Consider the following 22725-nt stretch of genomic DNA (forward strand, 5'->3'; position numbering starts at 1 on the left):
TTATTTAGCGGACGGTGACCCACAAGGATTGCCCCAGGAGAGCTGATGATACAGCAAGAGTTCGTTCGTCGCCGGCAGGCACTGCTGGCTAAAATGGCACCCGCCAGCGCGGCGGTGATTTTCGCCGCACCGGAGGCGACCCGCAGTAATGACAGCGAGTACCCTTACCGTCAGAACAGTGATTTTTGGTATTTCNCCCGCCAGCGCGGCGGTGATTTTCGCCGCACCGGAGGCGACCCGCAGTAATGACAGCGAGTACCCTTACCGTCAGAACAGTGATTTTTGGTATTTCACCGGTTTTAACGAGCCTGAAGCCGTACTGGTGCTGATCAAAAGCGCCGAAAACCATAGTCACAGCGTGCTGTTCAACCGCGTGCGCGATCTCACGGCGGAAATCTGGTTCGGTCGCCGTCTGGGCCAGGATGCGGCACCGGCCGCCTTGTCCGTTGACCGTGCGCTCCCCTGGGACACTATCAGCGAGCAGCTGCCCCAGCTGCTGAACGGGCTGGATGTGGTCTACCATGCGCAGGGGCTTTACCCTGTCGCCGACGGCCTGCTGTTTGCCGCACTGGAAACGTTGCGTAACGGCGCGCGGCAAAACCGTTTTGCCCCGTCGACGCTCACTGACTGGCGCCCCTGGGTCCATGAAATGCGCCTGATTAAGTCTCCTGAAGAGCAGGCGCTGCTGCGTGAAGCCGGACGTATCAGCGCCCTGGCGCATACCCGCGCGATGCAAGCCTGTCGGCCAGGCATGTTTGAGTATCAGCTGGAAGGTGAAATCCACCACGAATTTAATCGTCATGGTGCGCGCTACCCCTCCTACAACACCATCGTGGGTGCGGGTGAGAACGGCTGTATTCTGCACTACACCGAAAACGAGAGCCGCATGCGCGATGGCGATCTGGTGCTGATTGATGCCGGGTGTGAATATCAGGGGTATGCCGGAGATATCACCCGCACCTTCCCGGTGAATGGTAAGTTCTCAGCGCCGCAGCGTGCCATTTACGACATTGTGCTGGAGTCGCTGAATACGGCGCTGAGGCTGTTTCGCCCCGGCACCAGCATCCGCGAAGTCAATGCACAGGTTGTACGTATTATGGTGAGCGGGCTGGTCCGGCTTGGGGTGATGGAAGGGGAGGTCGACACCCTGATTGAAGAGCAGGCACACCGACAATTCTTTATGCACGGCCTGAGCCACTGGCTGGGGCTGGACGTCCATGACGTCGGTTTCTACGGGACCGATCGTGACCGCGTACTTGAGCCCGGCATGGTGATTACCATTGAGCCAGGGCTCTATATCGCGCCAGACGCCGACGTGCCAGCGGAATATCGCGGTATCGGCATTCGCATCGAGGATGACGTCATTATTACCGCAGAGGGGAATGAGAACCTCACCGCAGGCGTGGTGAAAGAAGCAGACGAGATTGAGGCCCTGATGGCGGCAGCGAAAGCACAATGAGCATTATTATTGCGGGCGGCGGCATGGCTGGCGCGACGCTGGCACTGGCCATTTCGTCTCTCACTCAGGGAAGCGTGGCGGTAACGCTGGTTGAGGCCAGCGAGCCGGGGTCGCGTGCGCACCCAGGCTATGATGGCCGCGCCATCGCCGTCGCGGATGGCACCTGCCAGCAGCTGGCAGCCATTAATTTATGGCCCGTGCTAAAACCCTGCGCCACGGCGATCACCCACGTTCACGTCAGCGATCGCGGCCATGCGGCCTTTGTGTCGCTGGATGCGGCCGATTATGACATCGGGGCGCTGGGTCAGGTGGTCGAACTGCATGAGGTGGGGCAGCGGCTGTTCACGCTGCTGCAAAAGGCCCCCGGCGTTCGCCTCTGCTGCCCGGCTAAAGTGGCTACCGTTTCACGTTCGCAGGAAAGCATCAGCGTGACGCTGGATAGTGGGGAAAGCCTGGAGGCCCAGCTGCTGGTCGCGGCAGACGGGTCGCACTCCTCCGTTGCCGCGGCCTGCGGCATACAGTGGCAGCAGCAGGATTATCAGCAGGTCGCCGTTATCGCCAACGTCTCTACGGAGCAGCCTCATCGGGGAAGGGCCTGGGAGCGCTTCACCGAGCATGGCCCGCTGGCGCTGCTGCCGATGTCGGCAGGACGCAGCTCGCTGGTCTGGTGTCATCCGCTGACGGATAAGCCGCAGGTTGACGCCTGGAGCGATACGCGCTTCCTGTCCGAATTGCAGCGCGCCTTTGGCTGGCGGCTGGGCCGTTTTACCCAGGTTGGCCAGCGTCACAGCTACCCGCTGCGGCTTCAGGCCGCCTCTCAGCACACCTCACACCGGCTGGCCCTGGTGGGTAATGCGGCGCAGACCCTGCACCCTATTGCCGGACAGGGATTTAATTTAGGCCTGCGCGACGTTATGTCGCTGGCGGAGACGGTTGCCGCCGCCTGGCGCACCGGCCAGGATGTCGGAAGCTATGCCACGCTGCAACAGTATCAGCAGCGCCGGCAGCCGGATGCCAAAGCGACCATCGGTATTACCGATGCGCTGGTCAGGCTGTTTGCTAACCGCTATACGCCACTGGTGGCAGGGCGTAATCTGGGTTTACTGGCGATGGATTCTGTCCCGCTGATGCGAAATTTGCTGGCCGAGCGCACGTTGGGCTGGGTTAAGCGTTAAGGAGAAAGCTGTTATGCAAACGTATGATGTTATCGTCGCCGGTGGCGGAATGGTCGGTCTTGCCGTCGCCTGTGGCCTGCACGGCAGCGGATTAAGCATTGCCGTGCTGGAGCGTGAGGCACCCGTCGCTCAGGCGGCAGATGCACAGCCGGCACTCAGGGTGTCGGCGATTAACGCCGCCAGCGAGCGCCTGCTTCAGCATCTGGACGTCTGGTCTGCCATCCTGGCGGCAGGGGCCAGCCCCTATCACGGCATGGAAGTCTGGGATCGCGACAGCTTTGGCCGTATTGAATTTGATGATGCCCATCAGGGGCTGCCCCATCTTGGGCACATTATTGAAAACCCGGTCATTCACCAGGCCCTGTGGCAAAAAGCCAGCGAGCTAAACGACGTCACGATCGTCTCCCCGGCGGAGCTTCAGCAGGTGGCATTTGGTGACAATGAGGCCTTTGTCACCCTGGCCGACGGCACGATGATGAGCGCGAGACTGCTGGTGGCGGCAGACGGAGCGAACTCCTGGCTGCGTAATAAAGCGGATATTCCGCTGGCGTTCTGGGACTACGAGCATCATGCGCTGGTGGCCCATATCCGTACCGAACAGCCGCATGGCAGCGTTGCCCGACAGGTGTTTCACGGCGAAGGTATTCTGGCCTTTCTGCCGCTCAGCGACCCCACCCTCTGTTCGATTGTCTGGTCGGTCAGTCCGCAGGAGGCCACCCGTCTGCAATCCATGCCGGAAGCCGTGTTCAATCAGCAGCTTTCGGTCGCCTTCGATCTGCGGCTGGGCCTGTGCACGGTAGAGAGTGAGCGCAAAACCTATCCGCTGATGGGGCGCTACGCGCGTAATTTCGCGGCACACCGCCTGGCGCTGGTCGGTGATGCGGCCCATACCATTCATCCGCTGGCCGGGCAGGGCGTCAATCTCGGCTTTATGGATGCGGCGGAGCTTATCGGGGAAATTAAGCGTCTGCATCAGCAGGGGAAAGATATCGGACAGCACCTCTATCTGCGCCGCTACGAGCGCAGTCGCAAACACAGCGCGGCGATGATGCTTGCCGGCATGCAGGGGTTTCGCGAACTTTTTGACGGCAATAATCCGGCGAAGAAGCTGCTGCGTGATATCGGGTTAAGCCTGGCGGATAACCTGCCCGGCGTAAAACCTCGTTTGCTGAAGCAGGCAATGGGGCTTAACGATCTGCCGGAGTGGCTGCGCTAAATCCACGCGGCAAGATCGTTGCCGCGTACTGCTTCATTGATCTGCTGTAGCTCGGGCAGCGTTGCGTTTTCTATCCTGATACCCTCATCCTTCAGCAGCGCCTTAAGCCTGTGCTGAAATCTGCTCAGCTGTTGTGCATCGAGATAGCGCGCCCGGGTGTTTTGTGCAGCTTTATCCCGGGCGGCGGGATTAATCCTGATCAACGTCTGGCCGGGTAGAGGGACACCTTTTGCCAGAGAAGCCAGACTCAGCGTTGCCAAGTCTTCCAGACTGCGCAGCTCGATCTCTTTTAATTTCCCCCCTTTAGCGGATCCGCTGAGCGGATGATTTTCATTCTGGTAGCTGTAGTTTTTGATGTTTTTACTCAGCGTGCCGCTGATGGCGTGCGTCTCAAGCCCCTCAATTTTGCCGAAGCCGAACACCATCGGCACAACGTTCCCCTTATTGATCAGCGCTAATAGCGGCGTTTTACCCTGCTCCAGCTGGCTCCTCAGCCTGTTGCCTGCCTCCATCAGCAGGGACCTCAGTGCTTCGCCGCTATATGACTGTGGGCTGCTGTTCGCTGAATGAAGCGTAATGGATTCAGGAAATTTCAGCAGGCTGGCGCTGTTTTCAAATGGCGTAGTGCGGAAGGCGGCCAGCTTACTGTTACGCGAGACGTTCAGAAGACTTTGCAACCACCGGGCAACCGCCTCGTCCACCGTTTCTCCGTCATTTACCGGTAGCCTGAGGGAATTACCGCTGCTGGTGAGCGGTAGCCCGCTGGCCAGATGCCGATCGATGGCCTGCGTCATTCGATGCTGAAAGGCACGTGAAGCAGCATTACTGCTCTGCATTCCCTCGCCCCGGGCATAGACACGGGCTTTACTGCGGAAGTCTTTCCGGGTCACGCTGTCTGAAGGCTGCTCAGGCGTACGATCTGAGAAGAAGATGCGGCCTTCGAGTGATTGCGCCCCGCCTTTGGCATCATTGATGCCGGCCTTCAGCTCGCCGGAGGCGAGGATCTCAAAACCCCACGGAGACCCGTGCAGCGCTTCGGGTTTGGTATACCCTTGCGGTGCCCCAGGATTCATTGACGACAGCAGCGCGCCGTGCAGATGTTCGCGCAGTTGCTGATCGATGGATCGTCTTCTTGCCAGCAGATCGACAGGAGACTGCCGCGCGTTATCCAGCTGGTTTGGCCGGTGCCCCTCCTGCCTGAGTCGCTCAATCAGAGCGACATCCTGTTGTTCAACCGCCTGATGGAGCGCGAGCGTATTAACCGTAGAAGGGAGTGATTTAATGTCCATGTCTGGCGGCCCTGAGAAGTATGTATCCGATTAAGTGTCACATCGGGGTCGAATGTTCCCGTGCCGCCGCTTCATTTGAAATAAACTAATTTTACCGCTCTGTTCGCATTACTTTTTTTAATGTCATGGGGTTTAAGAAGGAGCATGAATTCATCCCAATTGGGCAAAAAACCTGTTTTCAACCTGCCTGTAAACCGATGAATTGCGGTTTATGTGCGCATTCGCGCAGTTTTCTGGTCAGAAGTTCTGGAAAATCCTTCCGGCTCTGAGAGAACGTTAAACCCATTCGACCTCATTTTACTTATGGTTAATGGAGCGGTTCGGTGGTAACGTCAAAGCCAGGTTATCGTTTGCGTCCGGCCTTAATCCGCCCGGATCAGACGCCTGAAAACTTGCATCTGCACAGGAAAACTATGACCCAGCACACTCCCTTGTTTGAACAGCATCAGGCCTGTGGTGCGCGAATGGTCGACTTTCACGGCTGGATGATGCCGCTGCATTACGGCTCTCAGCTTGAAGAGCACCACGCGGTGCGAACCGATGCGGGGATGTTTGATGTCTCGCACATGACCATCGTCGATCTGTGCGGTGCGCGCTGTCGGGAATTCCTCCGCTATCTGCTGGCCAATGATGTCGCTAAGCTGACTCAGCCGGGCAAGGCACTCTACAGCGCCATGCTGAACGCCTCCGGTGGCGTGATAGACGATCTGATTGTTTACTTTATAACGGAGGATGCCTTCCGGCTGGTGGTGAACTCTGCCACGCGTGAAAAAGATCTCGCCTGGATAACCGAACACGCGAAGCCTTACGGCATAGCGCTAACGGTGCGTGACGATCTCTCTCTGATTGCCGTACAGGGACCGGAAGCACAGCGCAAAGCGCAGACGCTTTTCACTGATGCCCAACGTCAGGCCGTGGCGGGGATGAAACCCTTTTTTGCCGTGCAGGCAGACGATCTCTTTATTGCCACCACCGGCTATACCGGTGAGGCGGGCTACGAAATTGCCCTGCCTGACGCGCAGGCGGCTGCATTCTGGCAGGGGCTACTGGAGGCTGGCGTGAAGCCCGCCGGGCTGGGCGCGCGTGACACGCTGCGTCTGGAGGCGGGCATGAACCTCTATGGACAGGAGATGGATGAGGGCGTCTCACCGCTGGCCGCTAATATGGGCTGGACCCTGGCCTGGCAGCCAGGCGAACGGGATTTTATTGGCCGCGAGGCGCTTGAGGCCCAGCGTGAAAGAGGCACAGAACAGCTTGTCGGGCTGGTGATGACAGAGAAAGGCGTGCTGCGTAATGGCCAGCCGGTTCACTTTACCGACGAGGCCGGTAACCTCAAAGAGGGCGCTATTACCAGCGGGTCGTTCTCGCCAACGCTGGGGTGCAGCATTGCCCTCGCACGCGTTCCGATCGGGATCGGCGAGCGGGCGATCGTTCAGATCCGCAGCCGTGAAATGCCGGTTAAGGTGACCAAACCCGTTTTTGTTCGCGCCGGTAAGCCGGTTGCATAATATCCGATCACTTCCAGATTGCAGGAGAGCAGCGCGATGAGCAATGTGCCAAATGAACTGAAATACCGCGACAGCCACGAATGGGTGCGTAAAGAAGCCGACGGCACCTTTACCGTGGGCATTACCGAACATGCTCAGGAACTGCTGGGCGATATGGTGTTTGTCGACCTGCCGGAGCCTGGTGCCACCTTCAGCCAGGGTGACGAGTGCGCCGTGGCGGAGTCGGTTAAGGCGGCTTCCGACATTTATGCGCCGATTGATGGCGAGATTATTGAGGTTAACAGCACCCTCGACGGCGAACCGGAGCGGGTCAACAGTGACCCCTACGACGGGGGCTGGCTGTTTAAAATCCGTGCCAGCGATGCATCACAATTTGATGCACTGCTGGACGCCGATGCCTATAAAACCAGCATCGACGAATAAATCGCGATCCGCGTGGGCGAAGGCTATTTCGCCCTGCCCGCACCTCTGACCAGGCGGCGGGGGACGAGTAAGGGTCTCCCCGCCTCTCACTTCCCGACTCAGGATCCTCCGCTCATGACGCAGACCCTCAGCCAGCTTGAACACACCGGCGCGTTTATCGAACGCCATATTGGCCCTTCTCAGGCGCAGCAGGCGGCGATGCTGAATGCTATCGGTTCCCGCTCTCTCTCTGAACTGATCGGCTCCATCGTACCTGCCGATATCCAGCTGCCCGGCCCGCCCGCCGTGGGGGATGCCCTCACCGAGCATCAGGCGCTGGCGGAGCTAAAAGCGATTGCCAGCCAGAATCTGCGTTATACCTCCTATATCGGCATGGGCTATACGCCGGTGCTAACCCCGCCGGTTATTCTGCGCAATATGCTGGAAAATCCGGGGTGGTACACGGCCTATACGCCCTACCAGCCGGAGGTCTCTCAGGGGCGCCTGGAGGCGCTGCTCAACTTTCAGCAGGTCACGCTGGATTTGACCGGCCTGGACGTCGCGTCTGCTTCGCTGCTGGATGAGGCGACCGCCGCCGCTGAGGCGATGGCAATGTCAAAGCGCATCAGCAAGCTCAAATCGGCTAACCGCTTTTTTGTCGCTGAGGATATTCATCCCCAGACGCTGGACGTGGTGCGCACCCGTGCCGAAACCTTTGGCTTTGAGGTGCTGGTGGATAAGGCCGAGAGGGTACTGGATCACGAGAATATTTTTGGCGTACTGCTTCAGCAGGTGGGGACGACCGGGGAAGTACATGACTATGCCAGCCTGACTGACCAGCTGAAACAGCGCGGCATTATCGTCTGCGTGGCTGCTGACTTTATGGCGCTGCTTCTGCTGCAGGCACCGGGGAGCCAGGGCGCGGATATTGTCTTTGGTTCAGCGCAGCGCTTCGGCGTACCGATGGGCTACGGTGGCCCCCATGCGGCCTTTTTCGCCACGCGGGAGGAGCATAAACGCTCAATGCCGGGCCGTATTATCGGCGTCTCACGCGACGCAGCGGGTAACACCGCGCTGCGCATGGCGATGCAGACCCGTGAGCAGCACATTCGCCGCGAGAAGGCCAACTCAAATATCTGTACGTCGCAGGTGCTGTTGGCGAATATCGCCAGCCTCTATGCGGTTTTCCACGGGCCAGAGGGCCTGAAGCGCATCGCCTCACGCATCCATCGCCTGACGGATATCCTTGCCGCCGGGCTGCAGCGTGGCGGGCTGACTCTGCGGCATCGCACCTGGTTTGATACCCTGACCGTCGAGGTTACCGACAAAGCCGCGGTACTGGATCGTGCGCTCAGCTTTGGCGTTAACCTGCGGACGGATATCCATAATGCGGTCGGCATCACCCTGAGCGAAGCGACCTCCCGCGATGACGTGAGCATCCTGTTCTCTATTCTGCTCGGCGAAAATCACGCGCAGAATATTGATGCGCTGGATAGTGCCGTCAGCGATCAGAGCCACTCCCTGCCACCCGCGCTGCTGCGCCAGACGCCGGTTCTGACGCATCCGGTTTTCAATCGTCATCATAGCGAAACCGAGATGATGCGCTATATGCATAGCCTGGCGCGTAAGGATCTGGCGCTCAATCAGGCCATGATCCCGCTCGGCTCCTGCACCATGAAGCTCAATGCCGCCGCAGAAATGATCCCGATTACCTGGCCTGAATTTTCCGAACTGCACCCGTTTTGTCCGGCGGATCAGGCGGGCGGCTACCTGCAAATGATCGGTCAGCTGTCACAGTGGCTGGTGCAGCTAACCGGCTATGATGCGCTCTGCATGCAGCCGAACTCCGGGGCGCAGGGGGAATATGCGGGTCTGCTGGCGATCCGCCGCTATCATGAAAGCCGTAATGAACCGGGCCGCACCCTCTGCCTGATCCCCGCATCGGCGCACGGCACCAATCCCGCTTCTGCGCAGATGGCCGGTATGTCGGTGGTGGTGGTGGCCTGTGACAGGCAGGGCAATATTGATCTGCACGATCTGCGGGCAAAGGCAGAGCAGGCCGGTGATGCGCTCTCCTGTATTATGGTCACCTATCCCTCCACTCATGGCGTGTATGAAGAGACTATCCGTGAAGTCTGTCAGATTGTTCACCAGCATGGCGGGCAGGTCTATCTTGACGGGGCGAATATGAATGCCCAGGTGGGGATCACCACGCCGGGCTATATTGGCGCGGATGTGTCACACCTTAACCTGCACAAAACCTTCTGCATCCCTCATGGCGGAGGCGGGCCGGGAATGGGGCCGATTGGCGTCAAAGCGCACCTTGCGCCCTTCGTGCCGGGACATAGCGTGGTACAGATTGACGACATGCTCACGCAGCAGGGGGCCGTTTCCGCCGCGCCTTTTGGCAGCGCATCTATTCTGCCCATCAGCTGGATGTATATTCGCATGATGGGGGCGGAAGGATTAAAGCAGGCAAGCTCGGTCGCCATCCTCAACGCTAACTATATCGCCACCCGGCTGCAGTCTGCCTTTCCGATCCTCTATGCCGGACGCGATGGCCGCGTGGCGCACGAATGCATCCTGGATATTCGTCCCCTGAAGGAGCAGACCGGCATCAGCGAACTGGATATCGCTAAGCGTCTGATTGATTATGGTTTTCACGCACCGACCATGTCCTTTCCGGTCAGCGGTACGCTGATGGTAGAGCCGACGGAATCGGAGAGCAAGGGGGAACTGGACCGCTTTATTGATGCGATGCTGGCTATTCGGATGGAGATAGATCGCGTTGCCGGAGGCGAATGGCCGGCTGACGATAATCCACTGGTCAATGCCCCGCATACGCAGATGGAAATAGTGGGCGAATGGACGCATCCCTATACCCGTGAGCTGGCGGTATTCCCGGCCGGCAGTCACAACAAATACTGGCCCACGGTTAAGCGGCTGGACGACGTTTACGGCGATCGCAATCTGTTCTGCTCCTGCGTTCCGCTAAGCGAATACGAGTAGCCTTCCGCGTGGGTCAGCGTTTATAAGGGCACCCCGGTGCCCTTTTTTACAGGAGAAGCATGATGAAAACGGCATTAGTGACCGGCGGCAGCCGGGGTATTGGCCGAGCGACGTCGCTGCTACTGGCGCAGCGGGGCTATCAGATTGCAGTGAACTACCATCAACGTGCAGCGGCGGCGGAAGACGTTGTGGCACTGATTCAGCAGCAGGGCGGTCAGGCCTTTAGCGTGCAGGCGGATATTGCGGATGAGGCGCAGGTCGTGGCTATGTTCCAGCGCCTGGATACGCTGGGTTGCCACCTCAGCGCGCTGGTCAACAACGCTGGCATCCTGTTTCAGCAGTCCCGTATTGAACAGCTCACTGCCGAGCGCATAAACCGGGTTCTCGCCACCAATGTTACCGGTCCTTTCCTGTGCTGTCGCGAAGCAGTGAAAAGAATGGGATGGCATCATGGAGGGCAGGGCGGCGCGATTGTGAATGTCTCTTCTGCCGCCGCCAAATTGGGGGCGCCGGAGGAATATGTCGATTATGCCGCGTCAAAAGGGGCAATGGATACGCTGACAAAAGGGCTTTCGCTTGAGGTGGCAGCACAGGGAATTCGCGTCAACGGCGTTCGTCCCGGCTTTATCTATACTGCAATGCATGCTGATGGCGGCGAGCCTGGCCGCGTCGACCGGCTGTCGGCAGCTATACCTATGCAGCGGGGTGGACAACCAGAAGAGATCGCGCAGGCGATACTCTGGCTGCTCAGCGATGAGGCTTCCTACATTACCGGCAGCATCATTGACGCTGCCGGCGGTCGATAAAACCCGGCGTTACAGCTTTTCACCATTGCTGGCGATCACCTGCTGATACCAGGTAAAACTTTTCTTCCTGGCGCGGTTGAGCGTACCGCTGCCATCGTCATTTTTATCCACGTAGATAAACCCGTAGCGCTTGCTGTACTGGCCGGTGGTGAAAGAGACGCAGTCAATACAGCCCCAGGGGGTGTAGCCCATCAGTTCGACACCGTCATAGCAGACCGCCAGCTTCATCTGCTCAATATGCGCCTGCAAATAGGCGATGCGGTAGTCGTCGTTAATCGATCCATCCGCCCCGACGTTATCAATCGCCCCGAAACCGTTTTCGACAATAAATAGCGGCTTTTGATAGCGTTCATAAAGGGTGGCCAGGCTGTATCTCAGCCCGACCGGATCGATTTGCCAGCCCCAGTCGGAGGCTTTTACATGCGGATTGGGTACGCTGCCCGCAAAGCCCGACACCGCGCTGCCGCTGCCCTGCGCGTGAGCCTGCACCGCATTGCTCATGTAATAGCTCAGGCCGATATAGTCCGCACAGCCCTCGCGAAGCGTTCGGGCATCCTCCGGCAGCATGGCAATGTCATAGCCCTTGCGCGCCCATTCGTTGAGTATGTAAGCAGGATAATACCCGCGCATATGGACGTCGCTAAACAGGAAGCGCTCACGCATCGCTTCCTGCGCGAACATCACATCCTCGGGGTGGCAGGACCAGGGGTAGAGCGGCACCATGGCGATCATGCAGCCGATCTGCATCGCAGGATTGATGTTATGTCCCAGCCTGACCACCTGCGCGCTGGCGACAAACTGATGGTGCAGCACCTGAAACATCGCCTGTTCGGGATTATCATGGTCGGTAAATACCACGCCTGAGCAGCAATAGCCGAACAGCGGATACTGCCAGTTACGCTGGTTATTGATCTCGTTAAAGGTCATCCAGTATTTAACTTTATTCTTGTAGCGCTCCATGACGACCTGACTGAAGCGAACAAAGAAATCCACGACGTTGCGATTCAGCCAGCCGCCATACGCTTTCACCAGGTGATTTGGCATCTCAAAATGCGACAGGGTAATAACCGGCTCAATGTTGTATTTCAGCAGCTCATCGAACAGATCGTCGTAGAACTGTAGCCCGGCCTCGTTAGGCTCATGCTCATCCCCGTTAGGGAAGATCCGCGTCCAGGCAATGGAGGTGCGAAAGCATTTAAACCCCATCTCAGCGAAGAGGGCCACGTCCTCTTTATAGCGGGAATAGAAATCAACCGCCTGATGATTAGGGTAGCTGTAGCCCGCCTGTACGCCGTCGGTTATGACGCGGTCAACGCCATGCGCGCCGCCGGAAAGGACATCTGCAATGCTCACGCCTTTTCCACCCTGGTCCCAGCCGCCCTCAACCTGATGCGCGGCTACCGCGCCGCCCCAGAGGAAGCCTTCAGGCAATTGCTGTTTGCTGGTCATCACTCTCATCCTTTTTGGTAAATGTAGCCTGAGGGCCGGCTATTATTGCAGCCAGCCCTTACGTTGGGCCTCAATAAGATGCCCTTCCAGATGGTTCCATAGTGCGGGCCACTGATCTGCCAGCGCAACGTTGCGGGCCAGCACCTGTTCGAGCCGAATACCATTCTCTTTCCAGCTCTGGCCCTGATTATGCAGATTCTGAATAATCGGCAGGGCGCGATCCAGCATATTGGCAAAGCGGGCATCAACGCTTTCGCCGGCTTCATATTCGTCCCAAAGCGCCCGGAAACGCTGCTGTAATGCGGCGGGCAGCAGGCCGAACAGACGATCGGCAGCGGCGACCTCCTGGTGTGAAATGGCCTCGCGGGCCGCAAGGTCATAGACCATGACGTCTCCCGCATCGATCTCCACCACGTCGTGCAGTAGCGCCATCTGTACGACACGCTGCACGTCAGTTCCCCCCTCAAAAAAGGGAGCCAGACTCATGGCGGCCACGGCCAGATGCCAGCTGTGCTCCGCTGAGTTTTCATGGCGGGAGTTGCCAATAAGCCGGGTGCGGCGTTCGACACGTTTAAGCTTATCCAGCTCCATCAGAAAATCCATGACCTGCGTCATTGGCCCGAAATCGACACTGTTTACCTGTTCAGACATCACTCACCTCGTCGTTCCCTGAAGGGGAAAAAAGTTGGCGACTATTGTAAGGTAAACGTTTGCGTTTTGCTTTCCAGAATATGTGTTACAGGCATTCACAGTTTAATAAAGCTTACAGTTGTACTCTGAAATCATTCTCAGCTAAGCTAAAAATGCTCAATTTTCGGGCACATTCGCGCGTGTCAGCGTGGACAGGAAGCATTAGCTGCAATCTGACGGCAGTGCAGAGCTGAATAAAGGCCCGACTCAGCATGGGGAGAACAGGATTGTATGACAGGTAAAACATTATTAGCGCAGGGCTATTCCCTGGCGGAAGAAGTCGCCAACAGTATCAGTCATGGCATTGGTTTTATTTTTGGCATTATCGGACTGGTGCTGATGCTGATGGAAGCAAACGCCAGCCAGGCAGACACCGTAGCAATAATCAGCTACAGCCTTTACGGCGGCAGTATGATCCTGTTGTTTCTGGCATCGACCCTTTATCATGCCATTCCCTATCCGGCCGCCAGGCTCTGGCTGCAAAAGCTGGACCACTGCGCCATCTATTTACTGATCGCCGGAACCTACACGCCTTTCCTGATGGTCGGACTGAAATCGCCGCTGGCACACGGGCTGATGGTCATTATCTGGAGCCTGGCGCTGCTCGGGGTGCTGTTTAAATTATTGTTTATTAATCGCTTTGAGGCGCTTTCGGTCATTACCTATCTGCTGATGGGCTGGCTGTCGCTGATTGTGGTTTATCAGCTGGCACTGAAGCTGCCGGCGGGCGGCATATGGCTACTGGCGGCGGGGGGGATAATCTATTCGCTGGGCGTCATTTTCTATAGCTCGAAGCGCATCCCCTATAACCATGCCATCTGGCACGGCTTTGTACTTGGCGGCAGCGTTTGCCACTTTCTGGCGATCTACCTGTACGTGATGTGATACAGGGGCCGAGCGGCCCCTGTTAAGCCCGGATCAGGTCAGGGAATAGGGCAGAGGTTGAATCGTCAAGCTGCCGCCTTCGTCCCCCTGCACACGCAGCTCGCTGTCCGGCTCCAGATCGTTATTCAGCACGGCCTGAACCCATACTTCGCCGTTATCCAGCTGGCAGGCCGTCAGGAGCGTCCCGGTCCGCCGCCAGTTTTCCCCCAGTTTCATCTCCAGTGAACCACCGGCAGCAGGAACCTGCCCGGCATGTCCCGCCAGCCAGTAAAGCGCCCGTTTATTGGCGCCGCGAAATTTAGCGCGTGCAACCATCTCCTGACCGGTATAGCAGCCCTTTTTAAAGCTGATGGCGTCCAGCGCCTGGAGGTTAGTCGCCTGAGGAATAAACTGGGCGCTGGTGGCGGTATCAATTACCGGCAAACCCGCTTCGATATCAAGCGCCAGCCACTGCGTGCTGTCGTTCAGCTGTGCCTGTCCCTCAAGCGCCTGGCGCAGCGTCTGAGCCGTCTGCGCATCGGTTACCAGCAGAAATCTTTCCTCCGGCGTGGGCAGCCAGAGCAGGGTGGTATTGTCCTGCTGCACTACAGGGTTTTCAGCATCCGGCAGGCTGGTAAAAACGCCAGCCAGCGCGCCACGGCACTGGAAGCCCGCGACCCCGATCAGCACGGCGTCATTATCGGCGGCAATGGTCACTTTTGAAAACACGGCGTACTTCTTCAGCTGGGTAATCTGCTCTTCGCACAGGCTGCGGCGTGCAATATAAGCCAGCCCCCCGGCACGATGAAACAGACGCAGGTTGCTCCACATCTTTCCTTTGGCATCGCAATGCGCTGTCGGGCGGTGGTCATTGTCGGCCAGCGCGGCGACGTCCAGCGTCACCTGACCCTGTAAATAGCTGACGCTGTCGGCGCCGGTCACAGTCACGAGCGCCCACTCTTCCAGCGAGATCAGCGTAAGCGGCAGACGCGCAGAGGCCGCGGGTTGACGAGGCGGAAAAGAGAAAGTCGGCATGATTCAGTCCTGTAGTGGGGTGAAAAAAACAGCTCTGCTCCTTATGTTAAAAGAGCCGAATGGCTTTGCAACCTGTTTCCTTGAAACGGCGCACAAAACGCGTGATAACTCTGCACGGCAGCTCGCTGCTTTGCGGGACGGCGCGAAATCCGGCCGCTATTGCATCAACATCCCCGATAAAAAGCGCTACACTAGCGGCCATCTTTGACTGAATGACGATGGATAATATGGATAGTAGCAATAAAGCCCGGGTTCACTGGGCCTGCCGCCGGGGGATGCGTGAACTGGATATCTCCATTATGCCGTTTTTTGAGTATGAGTATGATTCCCTTTCTGAGGACGACAAGCAGATATTTATTCGCCTGCTAGAGAATGACGATCCCGACCTCTTCAACTGGCTGATGAATCACGGTGACCCCGCCGATCCTGAACTTAAGCGCATGATCAATCTGATACAGCAGCGAAATCAGCAACGTGGCCCAGTGGCACGCTGAGCTCAGGGTATCCTGGCGTGCGCAGTGGATATCCCTGCTTCTGCACGGCGTAGCGATACTCGCGCTGCTGCTGGCACCCTGGCCTGCCAGCTATACCCTGGTCTGGATGCTGCTACTGACGCTGGTTGTCTTTGAATGTGTGCGCAGCCAGCGGCGTATTCGCAGTCGCGAAGGGGATATCGCGCTGCTGGAGGGGGGGCAGGTTCAGTGGCGCCAGAAACGCTGGCACATCACCGGCCGTCCGTGGATGACCCGGCAGGCGATGCTACTGACGCTGCGTACCCCGTCAGGGGATCGGGAGAAACTCTGGCTACTCAGGGACAGCATGGATGAAGAGGCATGGCGTCAGCTCCGCCAGCTGCTGCTGATCCCTGCCCGCGACGCATGATGATGCGGAACTGCGCTTCACTCACCGCGCGGCGTGACGTTCTGTAGCAGAGCAGCCGCTACCCGCGCCGCATGACGAGGCGGCGATTAGCTTAATGCGGCCCGCAGCCTGTGCGGACGGGATTGCTGCCGTTACAGCAGCGCCGCCATCTCGGTGAGGATCTGCTCGCCCCACTGGGCAATGCGCTCGTCGGTGCGCTCAAACTGATTAATATCATCCAGCGCCAGCCCAAAAAAGTGCCTGCCGTCGGGGGTAAGTGGTTTGGTGCTGGTAAATTCATACCCCTCATTTGGCCACAGGCCGACAAACTTCACGCCCATTGGGGCCAGCAGGTCATGCAGCATGCCGAGCGCGTCGAGAAACCACTCGCTGTATTCTCCCTGATCGCCCATGCCGTACAGGGCCACCACTTTATCACGCAGGTTTAGCGCGGGCAGGTCGCTCCAGATGGCTTCCCAGTCCTCCTGCAGCTCGCCGAAGTCCCAGGTTGGAATGCCGAGGATCAGCATGTCATACTGTTCCATCAGCTGCGGGGGATCGTCCTTCAGATTATGCAGCGTAACGAGATCGTCGCCGATAAAGTCGCGGATCTTCTCTGCCGCCATTTCGGTGTAGCAGGTGCTTGAGCCATAAAACAGACCGATATTCATCTCTGGTAATCTCATTCCTCTTGATGCACTGGCGCGGATTATATCAGAATTGACCAGGGGTCAGGCATAACAGGCCGTCGGTAAACAGATAAAGGGGCAGTGTGGTGCAGGACAGCGATCTGATTGAACAGTTTTTAGATGCCTTGTGGATCGAGCGTAACCTGGCGGAAAACACGGTGGCTTCCTACCGGCTGGACCTGATGTCGCTGGTCGGCTGGGCTGCGCATCATAACACCCAGCTGCTGCGCGTTGATGCCGCGGACCTGCAGCAGTTTCTGGCTGAAAGGCTGGAGGGGGGCTACAAGGCGAGCAGCTCCGCGCGGCTGTTAAGCGCAATGCGCCGCCTGTTTCAGTATCTCTATCGGGAAAAGCTGCGCGAAGACGATCCCAGCGCGCTGCTCTCTTCCCCTAAGCTGCCGCAGCGCTTGCCGAAAGATCTCAGCGAGGCGCAGATAGACCGGCTGCTACAGGCACCCAGCGTTGAGCAGCCAATTGAGCTGCGCGACAAAGCGATGCTGGAGCTGCTCTACGCCACCGGCCTGCGCGTCACCGAGCTGGTCAGCCTGACGCTCAATAACGTCAGCCTGCGGCAGGGCGTGGTGCGAGTGATTGGTAAGGGAGATAAAGAGCGTCTGGTGCCCCTGGGGGAAGAGGCGGTGCACTGGCTGGAGCAGTATATTGAGTATGGTCGCCCGTGGCTGCTTAACGGTCAGACGCTGGACGTGCTGTTTCCCAGCAACCGCGCGCAGCAAATGACGCGGCAAACTTTCTGGCATCGAATCAAACATTACGCCACACTGGCAGGCATCGACAGTAATAAACTCTCGCCCCACGTGCTTCGCCATGCATTTGCTACCCACCTTCTGAACCATGGGGCCGATCTGCGTGTCGTACAGATGCTGTTGGGCCATAGCGACCTGTCGACGACCCAGATCTACACGCACGTTGCCACTGAGCGACTGCGGCAGTTACATCAGCAGCACCATCCTCGCGCCTGACCTACGGCGCGGTGAATACTATTACCGGCCTGCGACCCCGCTCTGAGGGCGGGTTCAGGCTCAGCGTACAAGTCTATAAGGACATTAAATGAAGAAGCGTTACCTGATACTTTCTCTGCTTATCGCCGTCAGTGGCTTGTCCCACGCCGATGATGCGGCCATTAAACAGTCGCTGCAAAAGCTCGGCCTTCAGCAAACGGAGATCCAACCTTCTCCTCTGCCGGGAATGAAAACGGTACTGACGGAGAGCGGCGTACTGTATATCACCGACGATGGTAAACAGTTTATTCAGGGACCGCTGTACGACGTCAGTGCAGGCCAGCCGGTAAACGTGACCAATAAACTGCTGGAGAAAAAGGTCGATGCGCTGAGTAGCGAGATGATCGTTTATAAAGCGCCGAAGGAGCAGCACGTCATCACCGTATTTACCGACATCACCTGTGGCTACTGCCATAAGCTGCATGCGGAAATGGCCGACTACAACGCGCTTGGCATCACCGTGCGCTACCTGGCCTTCCCTCGTGAGGGGATGAATGGTCAGGTGGCGAAGGATATGAAATCAATCTGGTGCGCAGGCGATCGTCGCAAGGCGTTTGATGCGGCGATGAAGGGCGAAGCGGTTTCGCCGATTGACTGCAAAATCGACCTTTCCCAGCATTACAAACTGGGCATCCTCTACGGTATCCAGGGTACGCCTGCCATCCTGCTGCAAAACGGTATGATGATCCCCGGTTACCAGGGACCTAAAGAGATGAAACAGCTACTTGATAGCCAGAAAGCAGGCGGCTGATTGCATTGAACAGTAAAACCGAGCTCCGCCGCCGTCGGGCGGTGGAGGGTAGCCAGCTCCCGGCCGATCTCCACCCGCTGCTGCGCCGTCTCTATATGCAGCGGGGCGTACTCCAGCCCGATGAGCTGGTGCGAAGTGCTAAAAATCTTCATCCCTTCCAGTCGCTGGCGGGTATTGAGCGCGCGGCGGCGATCCTGCATCAGGCCATTGCTGATAATTTATGCATTATGATCGTGGGCGATTTTGACGCCGACGGCGCGACCAGCACCGCACTGACGGTACTGGCGCTGCGCAGCATGGGCGCGGCTAACGTTAAGTATCTTGTGCCTAACCGGTTTGATGACGGCTACGGCCTCAGCCCGGAAGTGGTGGAGCAGGCGGCGGCGCGCGGCGCGCAGCTGATCGTCACCGTTGATAACGGCATTTCGTCACATACGGGCGTCAGCCTTGCCCATGAAAAGGGCATTGCGGTGGTCATTACCGATCACCACCTGCCGGGCGATACCCTGCCGGATGCCGATGCGATAGTGAACCCGAACCTGCATGAGTGCGACTTTCCTTCGGGTGCGCTGGCCGGGGTAGGGGTCGCCTTCTACCTGATGCTGGCGCTGCGCGCGCGCCTGCGCGAGAGCGGGGCGGAAACGCTGCCGAACCTGGCTGAACTGCTGGATCTGGTGGCGCTGGGGACGGTTGCCGACGTGGTGCCGCTGGACGGCAATAACCGCATTCTGGTCTGGCAGGGTCTGAGCCGCATCCGCGCGGGTAAGTGCCGCCCGGGGATCAAGGCGCTGCTCGAGGTGGCTAACCGCGATGCAAGGCAGCTGGCGGCGAACGATCTCGGCTTTGCGCTGGGGCCGCGTCTTAATGCTGCTGGCCGCCTGGACGATATGTCCGTCGGGGTGGCGCTCCTGCTCAGCGAGGATATCGCTCAGGCCCGCATGCTGGCCAGCGAGCTGGATGCGCTAAACCAGACGCGGAAAGAGATTGAGCAGGGCATGCAGACCGAGGCGCTGGCGCTGTGCGATGCGCTTGAGCGCAGCAGCGAGGCGCTGCCGCTCGGCATTGCGATGTACCATCCCGAATGGCACCAGGGCGTGGTGGGAATTCTGGCATCCCGCCTGAAGGAGCGTTTCAACCGGCCCGTTATCGCCTTTGCTCCCTCGGGGGATGGTCTGCTTAAGGGGTCGGGGCGGTCTATTGTCGGTCTGCATATGCGTGACGCGCTGGAGCGGCTTGATACGCTCAATCCGGGGCTGATCCTCAAGTTTGGCGGTCACGCGATGGCGGCAGGCCTGTCGCTGGAGGAGGCGAAGTTTGAGGAGTTCCGCCAGCGCTTCGGCGACCTGGTGGGCGACTGGCTGGACGAGGAGGCGCTACAGGGCGTCGTCTGGAGCGACGGCGAACTGATGGCGCAGGAACTGACGCTCCCCACGGCAGAACTGCTGCGTGAAGCGGGCCCCTGGGGTCAGGCGTTTCCGGAACCCCAGTTCGACGGCAAATTCACCCTCATCCAGCAGCGGCTGGTGGGTGAACGGCATCTGAAGGTGATGGTCGAGCCGCTGGGCGGAGGCCCGCTGCTGGACGGTATTGCTTTCAACGTTGACACCACCCTGTGGCCGGACCCCAGCGTCCGCCAGGTCGAGCTGGCCTACAAGCTGGATATTAATGAATTTCGCGGTAACCGCAGCGTGCAGCTTATAATCAGCCACCTCTGGCCGCTATAGCCTGAACTGAAGCAAGGCTACAAACTGCCCCGAATTTCAGTTAAACTGCTGAGTTACATTTACGCCCGATTCGATCACCTAAAAGATTTTAAAATCATGTTTGAAATTAACCCGGTAAAGAACCGAATTCAGGATATCTCAGAGCGCAGTGGCGTTCTCAGGGGGTATCTTTGACTACGATGCCAAGAAAGAACGCTTAGAAGAAGTTAACGCCGAGCTGGAACAGCCGGACGTCTGGAATGAGCCTGAACGCGCCCAGGCGCTGGGCAAAGAGCGCTCGTCGCTGGAAGCGATCGTCGAAACCCTGGATCAGCTTACCCAGGGGCTGGACGACGTCTCAGGCCTGCTGGAGCTGGCGGTTGAAGCCGAAGACGAAGAGACCTTCAACGAGGCCGTTGCCGAACTCGACGTGCTGGAGAAGAAGCTGGGCGAACTTGAGTTCCGCCGCATGTTCTCCGGCGAGTACGACAGCGCCGACTGCTACATCGACATTCAGGCCGGTTCCGGCGGCACCGAAGCGCAGGACTGGGCCAGCATGCTGGTTCGTATGTACCTGCGCTGGGCTGAAGCGAAAGGCTTCAAAACCGAGGTGATTGAAGAGTCCGACGGCGACGTTGCGGGGATCAAATCCGCCACGCTGCGCATTATCGGCGACTACGCTTTCGGCTGGCTGCGCACGGAAACGGGCGTCCATCGCCTGGTGCGAAAAAGCCCGTTTGACTCGGGTGGCCGTCGCCATACCTCGTTCAGCTCCGCCTTTATCTATCCGGAAGTGGAAGACGATATTGATATCGACATCAATCCGGCGGATCTGCGTATTGACGTTTATCGCGCGTCGGGTGCGGGCGGTCAGCACGTTAACCGGACCGAATCGGCGGTGCGTATCACCCATATTCCGACCAATACCGTTACCCAGTGCCAGAACGATCGCTCTCAGCATAAAAACAAAGACCAGGCCATGAAGCAGATGAAGGCAAAGCTGTATGAGCTGGAAATGCAGAAGAAAAATGCTGAGAAGCAGGCGCTGGAAGATAACAAATCTGATATCGGCTGGGGGAGCCAAATCCGCTCCTACGTTCTTGATGACGCACGTATCAAGGACCTGCGCACCGGCGTGGAAACCCGCAATACCCAGGCGGTGCTGGATGGCGATCTGGACCGATTTATTGAAGCAAGCTTGAAAGCAGGGCTATAAGGAACTGACATGTCTGAACAACAACCGCAGGGCACTGACGTCGCACTTGAGTTAAACAATGAACTGAAAGCGCGTCGCGAAAAACTCAGCGCGCTGCGTGAAAAGGGCGTGGCATTCCCGAATGATTTTCGCCGCGATCGCACGTCAGACCAGCTGCATGCTGAGTTTGATGCGAAAGAGAACGAAGAGCTGGAAGCGCTGGGCATTGAGGTTAGCGTTGCCGGGCGCATGATGACCCGCCGTATTATGGGCAAAGCCTCCTTCGTCACCCTTCAGGACGTGGGCGGCCGCATTCAGCTGTACGTTTCGCGTGACGACCTGGCGGAAGGCATCTATAACGAGCAGTTCAAGAAGTGGGATCTCGGCGATATCGTCGGTGCGCGCGGCAAGCTGTTCAAAACCAAAACCGGCGAGCTTTCCATTCACTGTAGCGAACTGCGCCTGCTGACTAAAGCCCTGCGCCCGCTGCCGGACAAGTTTCACGGTCTGGCCGATCAGGAAACCCGCTACCGTCAGCGCTATCTGGATCTGATCGCCAACGACGAATCGCGCAAAACCTTTAAAATCCGCTCGCAGATTATGGCCGGTATCCGTAGCTTTATGGTGGGTCGCCAGTTTATGGAAGTGGAAACGCCAATGATGCAGGTGATCCCAGGCGGCGCCTCTGCCCGTCCGTTTATCACTCATCATAACGCGCTGGATATTGATATGTATCTGCGCATCGCCCCGGAGCTGTACCTTAAGCGCCTGGTGGTCGGCGGCTTCGATCGCGTCTTCGAGATCAACCGTAACTTCCGCAACGAAGGGATCTCACCGCGCCATAACCCAGAGTTCACCATGATGGAACTCTATATGTCCTATGCGGACTATAAGGATCTGATCGAGCTGACCGAGAGCCTGTTCCGTACTCTGGCGCAGGACGTGCTTGGCACCACCGTAGTGCCTTATGGCGAGCAGAGCTTCGATTTCGGTAAGCCCTTCGACAAGCTGACCATGAAGGAAGCGATCCAGAAATACCGTCCGGAAACCGACCTTGCCGATCTTGATGATTTTGATAAGGCTTCAGCCATTGCGCGGTCGCTGGGGATCAAGATTGAGAAGAGCTGGGGCCTCGGCCGTCTGGTAACGGAAATCTTTGAAGAGACGGCGGAAAGCCATCTGATCCAGCCGACCTTTATCACCGAGTATCCGGCTGAAGTTTCGCCGCTGGCGCGTCGTAACGACCAGAACCCGGAAATCACCGATCGCTTTGAGTTCTTTATCGGCGGGCGTGAAATCGGCAACGGCTTCTCCGAGCTGAATGATGCACAGGATCAGGCAGAGCGTTTCCTGCAGCAGGTTAATGCCAAGGATGCGGGTGACGATGAAGCCATGTTCTATGACGAAGATTACGTCACCGCGCTGGAGCACGGCCTGCCGCCAACGGCCGGGCTGGGGATTGGAATTGACCGTATGGTGATGCTGTTTACTAACAGCCACACCATCCGCGACGTCATTCTGTTCCCTGCGCTGCGTCCAGGCGGCAAGTAAGCGCTTAACGAACCACCGTCCCGGGATTTACGACCACCGGGACGCACGGTCAGA

At 58.1% G+C, this 22725-nt stretch carries 22 protein-coding genes; 17 read left to right on the top strand and 5 right to left on the bottom strand.

Annotation, left to right across the window (positions count from 1 at the left end):
• The first annotated feature begins 45 nt into the window (after nt 1-45).
• Genes A1830_RS24055 through ubiI form a run of 4 tightly spaced genes read left to right on the top strand, consistent with a single transcriptional unit; the run spans nt 46 to nt 3850 of the window.
• On the top strand, nt 46-246 hold the full coding sequence (locus tag A1830_RS24055; protein ID WP_156485026.1) for an aminopeptidase P N-terminal domain-containing protein: 201 nt from the start codon (nt 46-48) through the stop codon (nt 244-246).
• The gene (gene pepP / locus A1830_RS16655; protein ID WP_067708877.1) at nt 149-1459 is read left to right on the top strand and encodes a Xaa-Pro aminopeptidase; all 1311 of its coding nucleotides are present in this window, start codon (nt 149-151) and stop codon (nt 1457-1459) included. The genes A1830_RS24055 and pepP overlap by 98 nt, the downstream gene beginning before the upstream one ends.
• Complete coding sequence (gene ubiH / locus A1830_RS16660; protein WP_067708880.1) at nt 1456-2634, top strand: 2-octaprenyl-6-methoxyphenyl hydroxylase; 1179 nt, start codon at nt 1456-1458, stop codon at nt 2632-2634. The genes pepP and ubiH overlap by 4 nt, the downstream gene beginning before the upstream one ends.
• A 13-nt stretch (nt 2635-2647) precedes the next feature.
• Complete coding sequence (ubiI, locus tag A1830_RS16665) at nt 2648-3850, top strand: FAD-dependent 2-octaprenylphenol hydroxylase (protein WP_067708882.1); 1203 nt, start codon at nt 2648-2650, stop codon at nt 3848-3850.
• Here the strand turns inward: ubiI and A1830_RS16670 are convergent.
• Nucleotides 3847-5139: a hypothetical protein gene (locus tag A1830_RS16670; protein WP_067708884.1), complete on the bottom strand. Its 1293-nt coding sequence runs from the start codon at nt 5137-5139 to the stop codon at nt 3847-3849. The genes ubiI and A1830_RS16670 overlap by 4 nt on opposite strands.
• A gap of 413 nt (nt 5140-5552) precedes the next feature.
• Here A1830_RS16670 and gcvT point away from each other — a divergent pair, with 413 nt between their 5' ends.
• From gcvT to A1830_RS16690, 4 genes are all read left to right on the top strand, one after another.
• A complete protein-coding gene (gene gcvT / locus A1830_RS16675) occupies nt 5553-6647 on the top strand; it encodes a glycine cleavage system aminomethyltransferase GcvT (protein WP_067708886.1) in 1095 nt (364 codons plus the stop codon).
• Nucleotides 6648-6683: 36 nt separating this feature from the next.
• Nucleotides 6684-7070, top strand: a complete 387-nt coding sequence (gene gcvH / locus A1830_RS16680; RefSeq protein WP_067708888.1) for a glycine cleavage system protein GcvH — start codon at nt 6684-6686, stop codon at nt 7068-7070.
• A 114-nt stretch (nt 7071-7184) separates the two neighbouring features.
• Nucleotides 7185-10058, top strand: a complete 2874-nt coding sequence (gene gcvP / locus A1830_RS16685) for an aminomethyl-transferring glycine dehydrogenase (protein WP_067708892.1) — start codon at nt 7185-7187, stop codon at nt 10056-10058.
• A gap of 62 nt (nt 10059-10120) precedes the next feature.
• Nucleotides 10121-10864: an SDR family oxidoreductase gene (locus tag A1830_RS16690; protein ID WP_067708894.1), complete on the top strand. Its 744-nt coding sequence runs from the start codon at nt 10121-10123 to the stop codon at nt 10862-10864.
• Nucleotides 10865-10873: 9 nt separating this feature from the next.
• Here the strand turns inward: A1830_RS16690 and A1830_RS16695 are convergent, their stop codons facing one another.
• Both A1830_RS16695 and A1830_RS16700 read right to left on the bottom strand, forming a co-directional pair.
• The gene (locus tag A1830_RS16695) at nt 10874-12313 is read right to left on the bottom strand and encodes a 6-phospho-beta-glucosidase (protein ID WP_067708896.1); all 1440 of its coding nucleotides are present in this window, start codon (nt 12311-12313) and stop codon (nt 10874-10876) included.
• 42 nt (nt 12314-12355) lie between these two features.
• Nucleotides 12356-12964, bottom strand: a complete 609-nt coding sequence (locus A1830_RS16700) for an HD domain-containing protein (protein ID WP_067708898.1) — start codon at nt 12962-12964, stop codon at nt 12356-12358.
• A 270-nt stretch (nt 12965-13234) separates the two neighbouring features.
• Between A1830_RS16700 and A1830_RS16705 the strand changes: the two genes are divergently transcribed.
• The gene (locus A1830_RS16705) at nt 13235-13888 is read left to right on the top strand and encodes a PAQR family membrane homeostasis protein TrhA (RefSeq protein ID WP_067708900.1); all 654 of its coding nucleotides are present in this window, start codon (nt 13235-13237) and stop codon (nt 13886-13888) included.
• A 33-nt stretch (nt 13889-13921) separates the two neighbouring features.
• Here the strand turns inward: A1830_RS16705 and ygfZ are convergent, their stop codons facing one another.
• Nucleotides 13922-14902 carry a tRNA-modifying protein YgfZ gene (gene ygfZ, locus A1830_RS16710; protein ID WP_067708902.1) on the bottom strand — a complete coding sequence of 327 codons (981 nt, stop codon included), beginning with the start codon at nt 14900-14902 and terminating at the stop codon, nt 13922-13924.
• On the opposite strand from ygfZ, the gene A1830_RS16715 reads away from it, so the two are divergent.
• From A1830_RS16715 to A1830_RS16725, 3 genes are read left to right on the top strand one after another with little or no spacing between them, the layout of a single operon-like run.
• Nucleotides 14901-15110, top strand: coding sequence for a hypothetical protein (locus A1830_RS16715; RefSeq protein WP_067708903.1), 210 nt, complete (start codon nt 14901-14903; stop codon nt 15108-15110). The genes ygfZ and A1830_RS16715 overlap by 2 nt on opposite strands.
• 19 nt (nt 15111-15129) lie before the next feature.
• A complete protein-coding gene (gene sdhE / locus A1830_RS16720; protein WP_067709028.1) occupies nt 15130-15396 on the top strand; it encodes an FAD assembly factor SdhE in 267 nt (88 codons plus the stop codon).
• Nucleotides 15377-15784: a protein YgfX gene (locus A1830_RS16725; protein ID WP_067708908.1), complete on the top strand. Its 408-nt coding sequence runs from the start codon at nt 15377-15379 to the stop codon at nt 15782-15784. Before sdhE ends, A1830_RS16725 begins: the two co-directional genes overlap by 20 nt.
• A 131-nt stretch (nt 15785-15915) precedes the next feature.
• Here A1830_RS16725 and fldB read toward each other — a convergent pair whose 3' ends face one another.
• Nucleotides 15916-16434: a flavodoxin FldB gene (gene fldB, locus A1830_RS16730; RefSeq protein WP_067708911.1), complete on the bottom strand. Its 519-nt coding sequence runs from the start codon at nt 16432-16434 to the stop codon at nt 15916-15918.
• Between the two features lie 104 nt (nt 16435-16538).
• On the opposite strand from fldB, the gene xerD reads away from it, so the two are divergent.
• The 5 genes from xerD to lysS all read left to right on the top strand — a co-directional run bounded on the left by xerD (nt 16539) and on the right by lysS (nt 22671).
• A complete protein-coding gene (gene xerD / locus A1830_RS16735; protein WP_067708914.1) occupies nt 16539-17432 on the top strand; it encodes a site-specific tyrosine recombinase XerD in 894 nt (297 codons plus the stop codon).
• Nucleotides 17433-17520: 88 nt separating this feature from the next.
• Nucleotides 17521-18222, top strand: a complete 702-nt coding sequence (dsbC, locus tag A1830_RS16740; protein ID WP_067708916.1) for a bifunctional protein-disulfide isomerase/oxidoreductase DsbC — start codon at nt 17521-17523, stop codon at nt 18220-18222.
• 5 nt (nt 18223-18227) lie between these two features.
• Entirely contained in the window at nt 18228-19946 is a 1719-nt protein-coding gene (gene recJ, locus A1830_RS16745; protein WP_067708920.1) for a single-stranded-DNA-specific exonuclease RecJ, read from the top strand.
• A 96-nt stretch (nt 19947-20042) separates the two neighbouring features.
• A protein-coding gene (gene prfB, locus A1830_RS16750; protein ID WP_156485027.1) for a peptide chain release factor 2 occupies nt 20043-21141 on the top strand; the annotation gives its coding sequence in 2 pieces (ribosomal slippage) (nt 20043-20117 and nt 20119-21141; 1098 coding nt in all).
• Nucleotides 21142-21150: 9 nt separating this feature from the next.
• Nucleotides 21151-22671: a lysine--tRNA ligase gene (lysS, locus tag A1830_RS16755; RefSeq protein ID WP_067708923.1), complete on the top strand. Its 1521-nt coding sequence runs from the start codon at nt 21151-21153 to the stop codon at nt 22669-22671.
• The last annotated feature ends 54 nt before the right edge of the window (nt 22672-22725 follow it).

It is taken from the genome of Erwinia sp. ErVv1 (assembly GCF_900068895.1).
Lineage (GTDB): Bacteria > Pseudomonadota > Gammaproteobacteria > Enterobacterales > Enterobacteriaceae > Erwinia.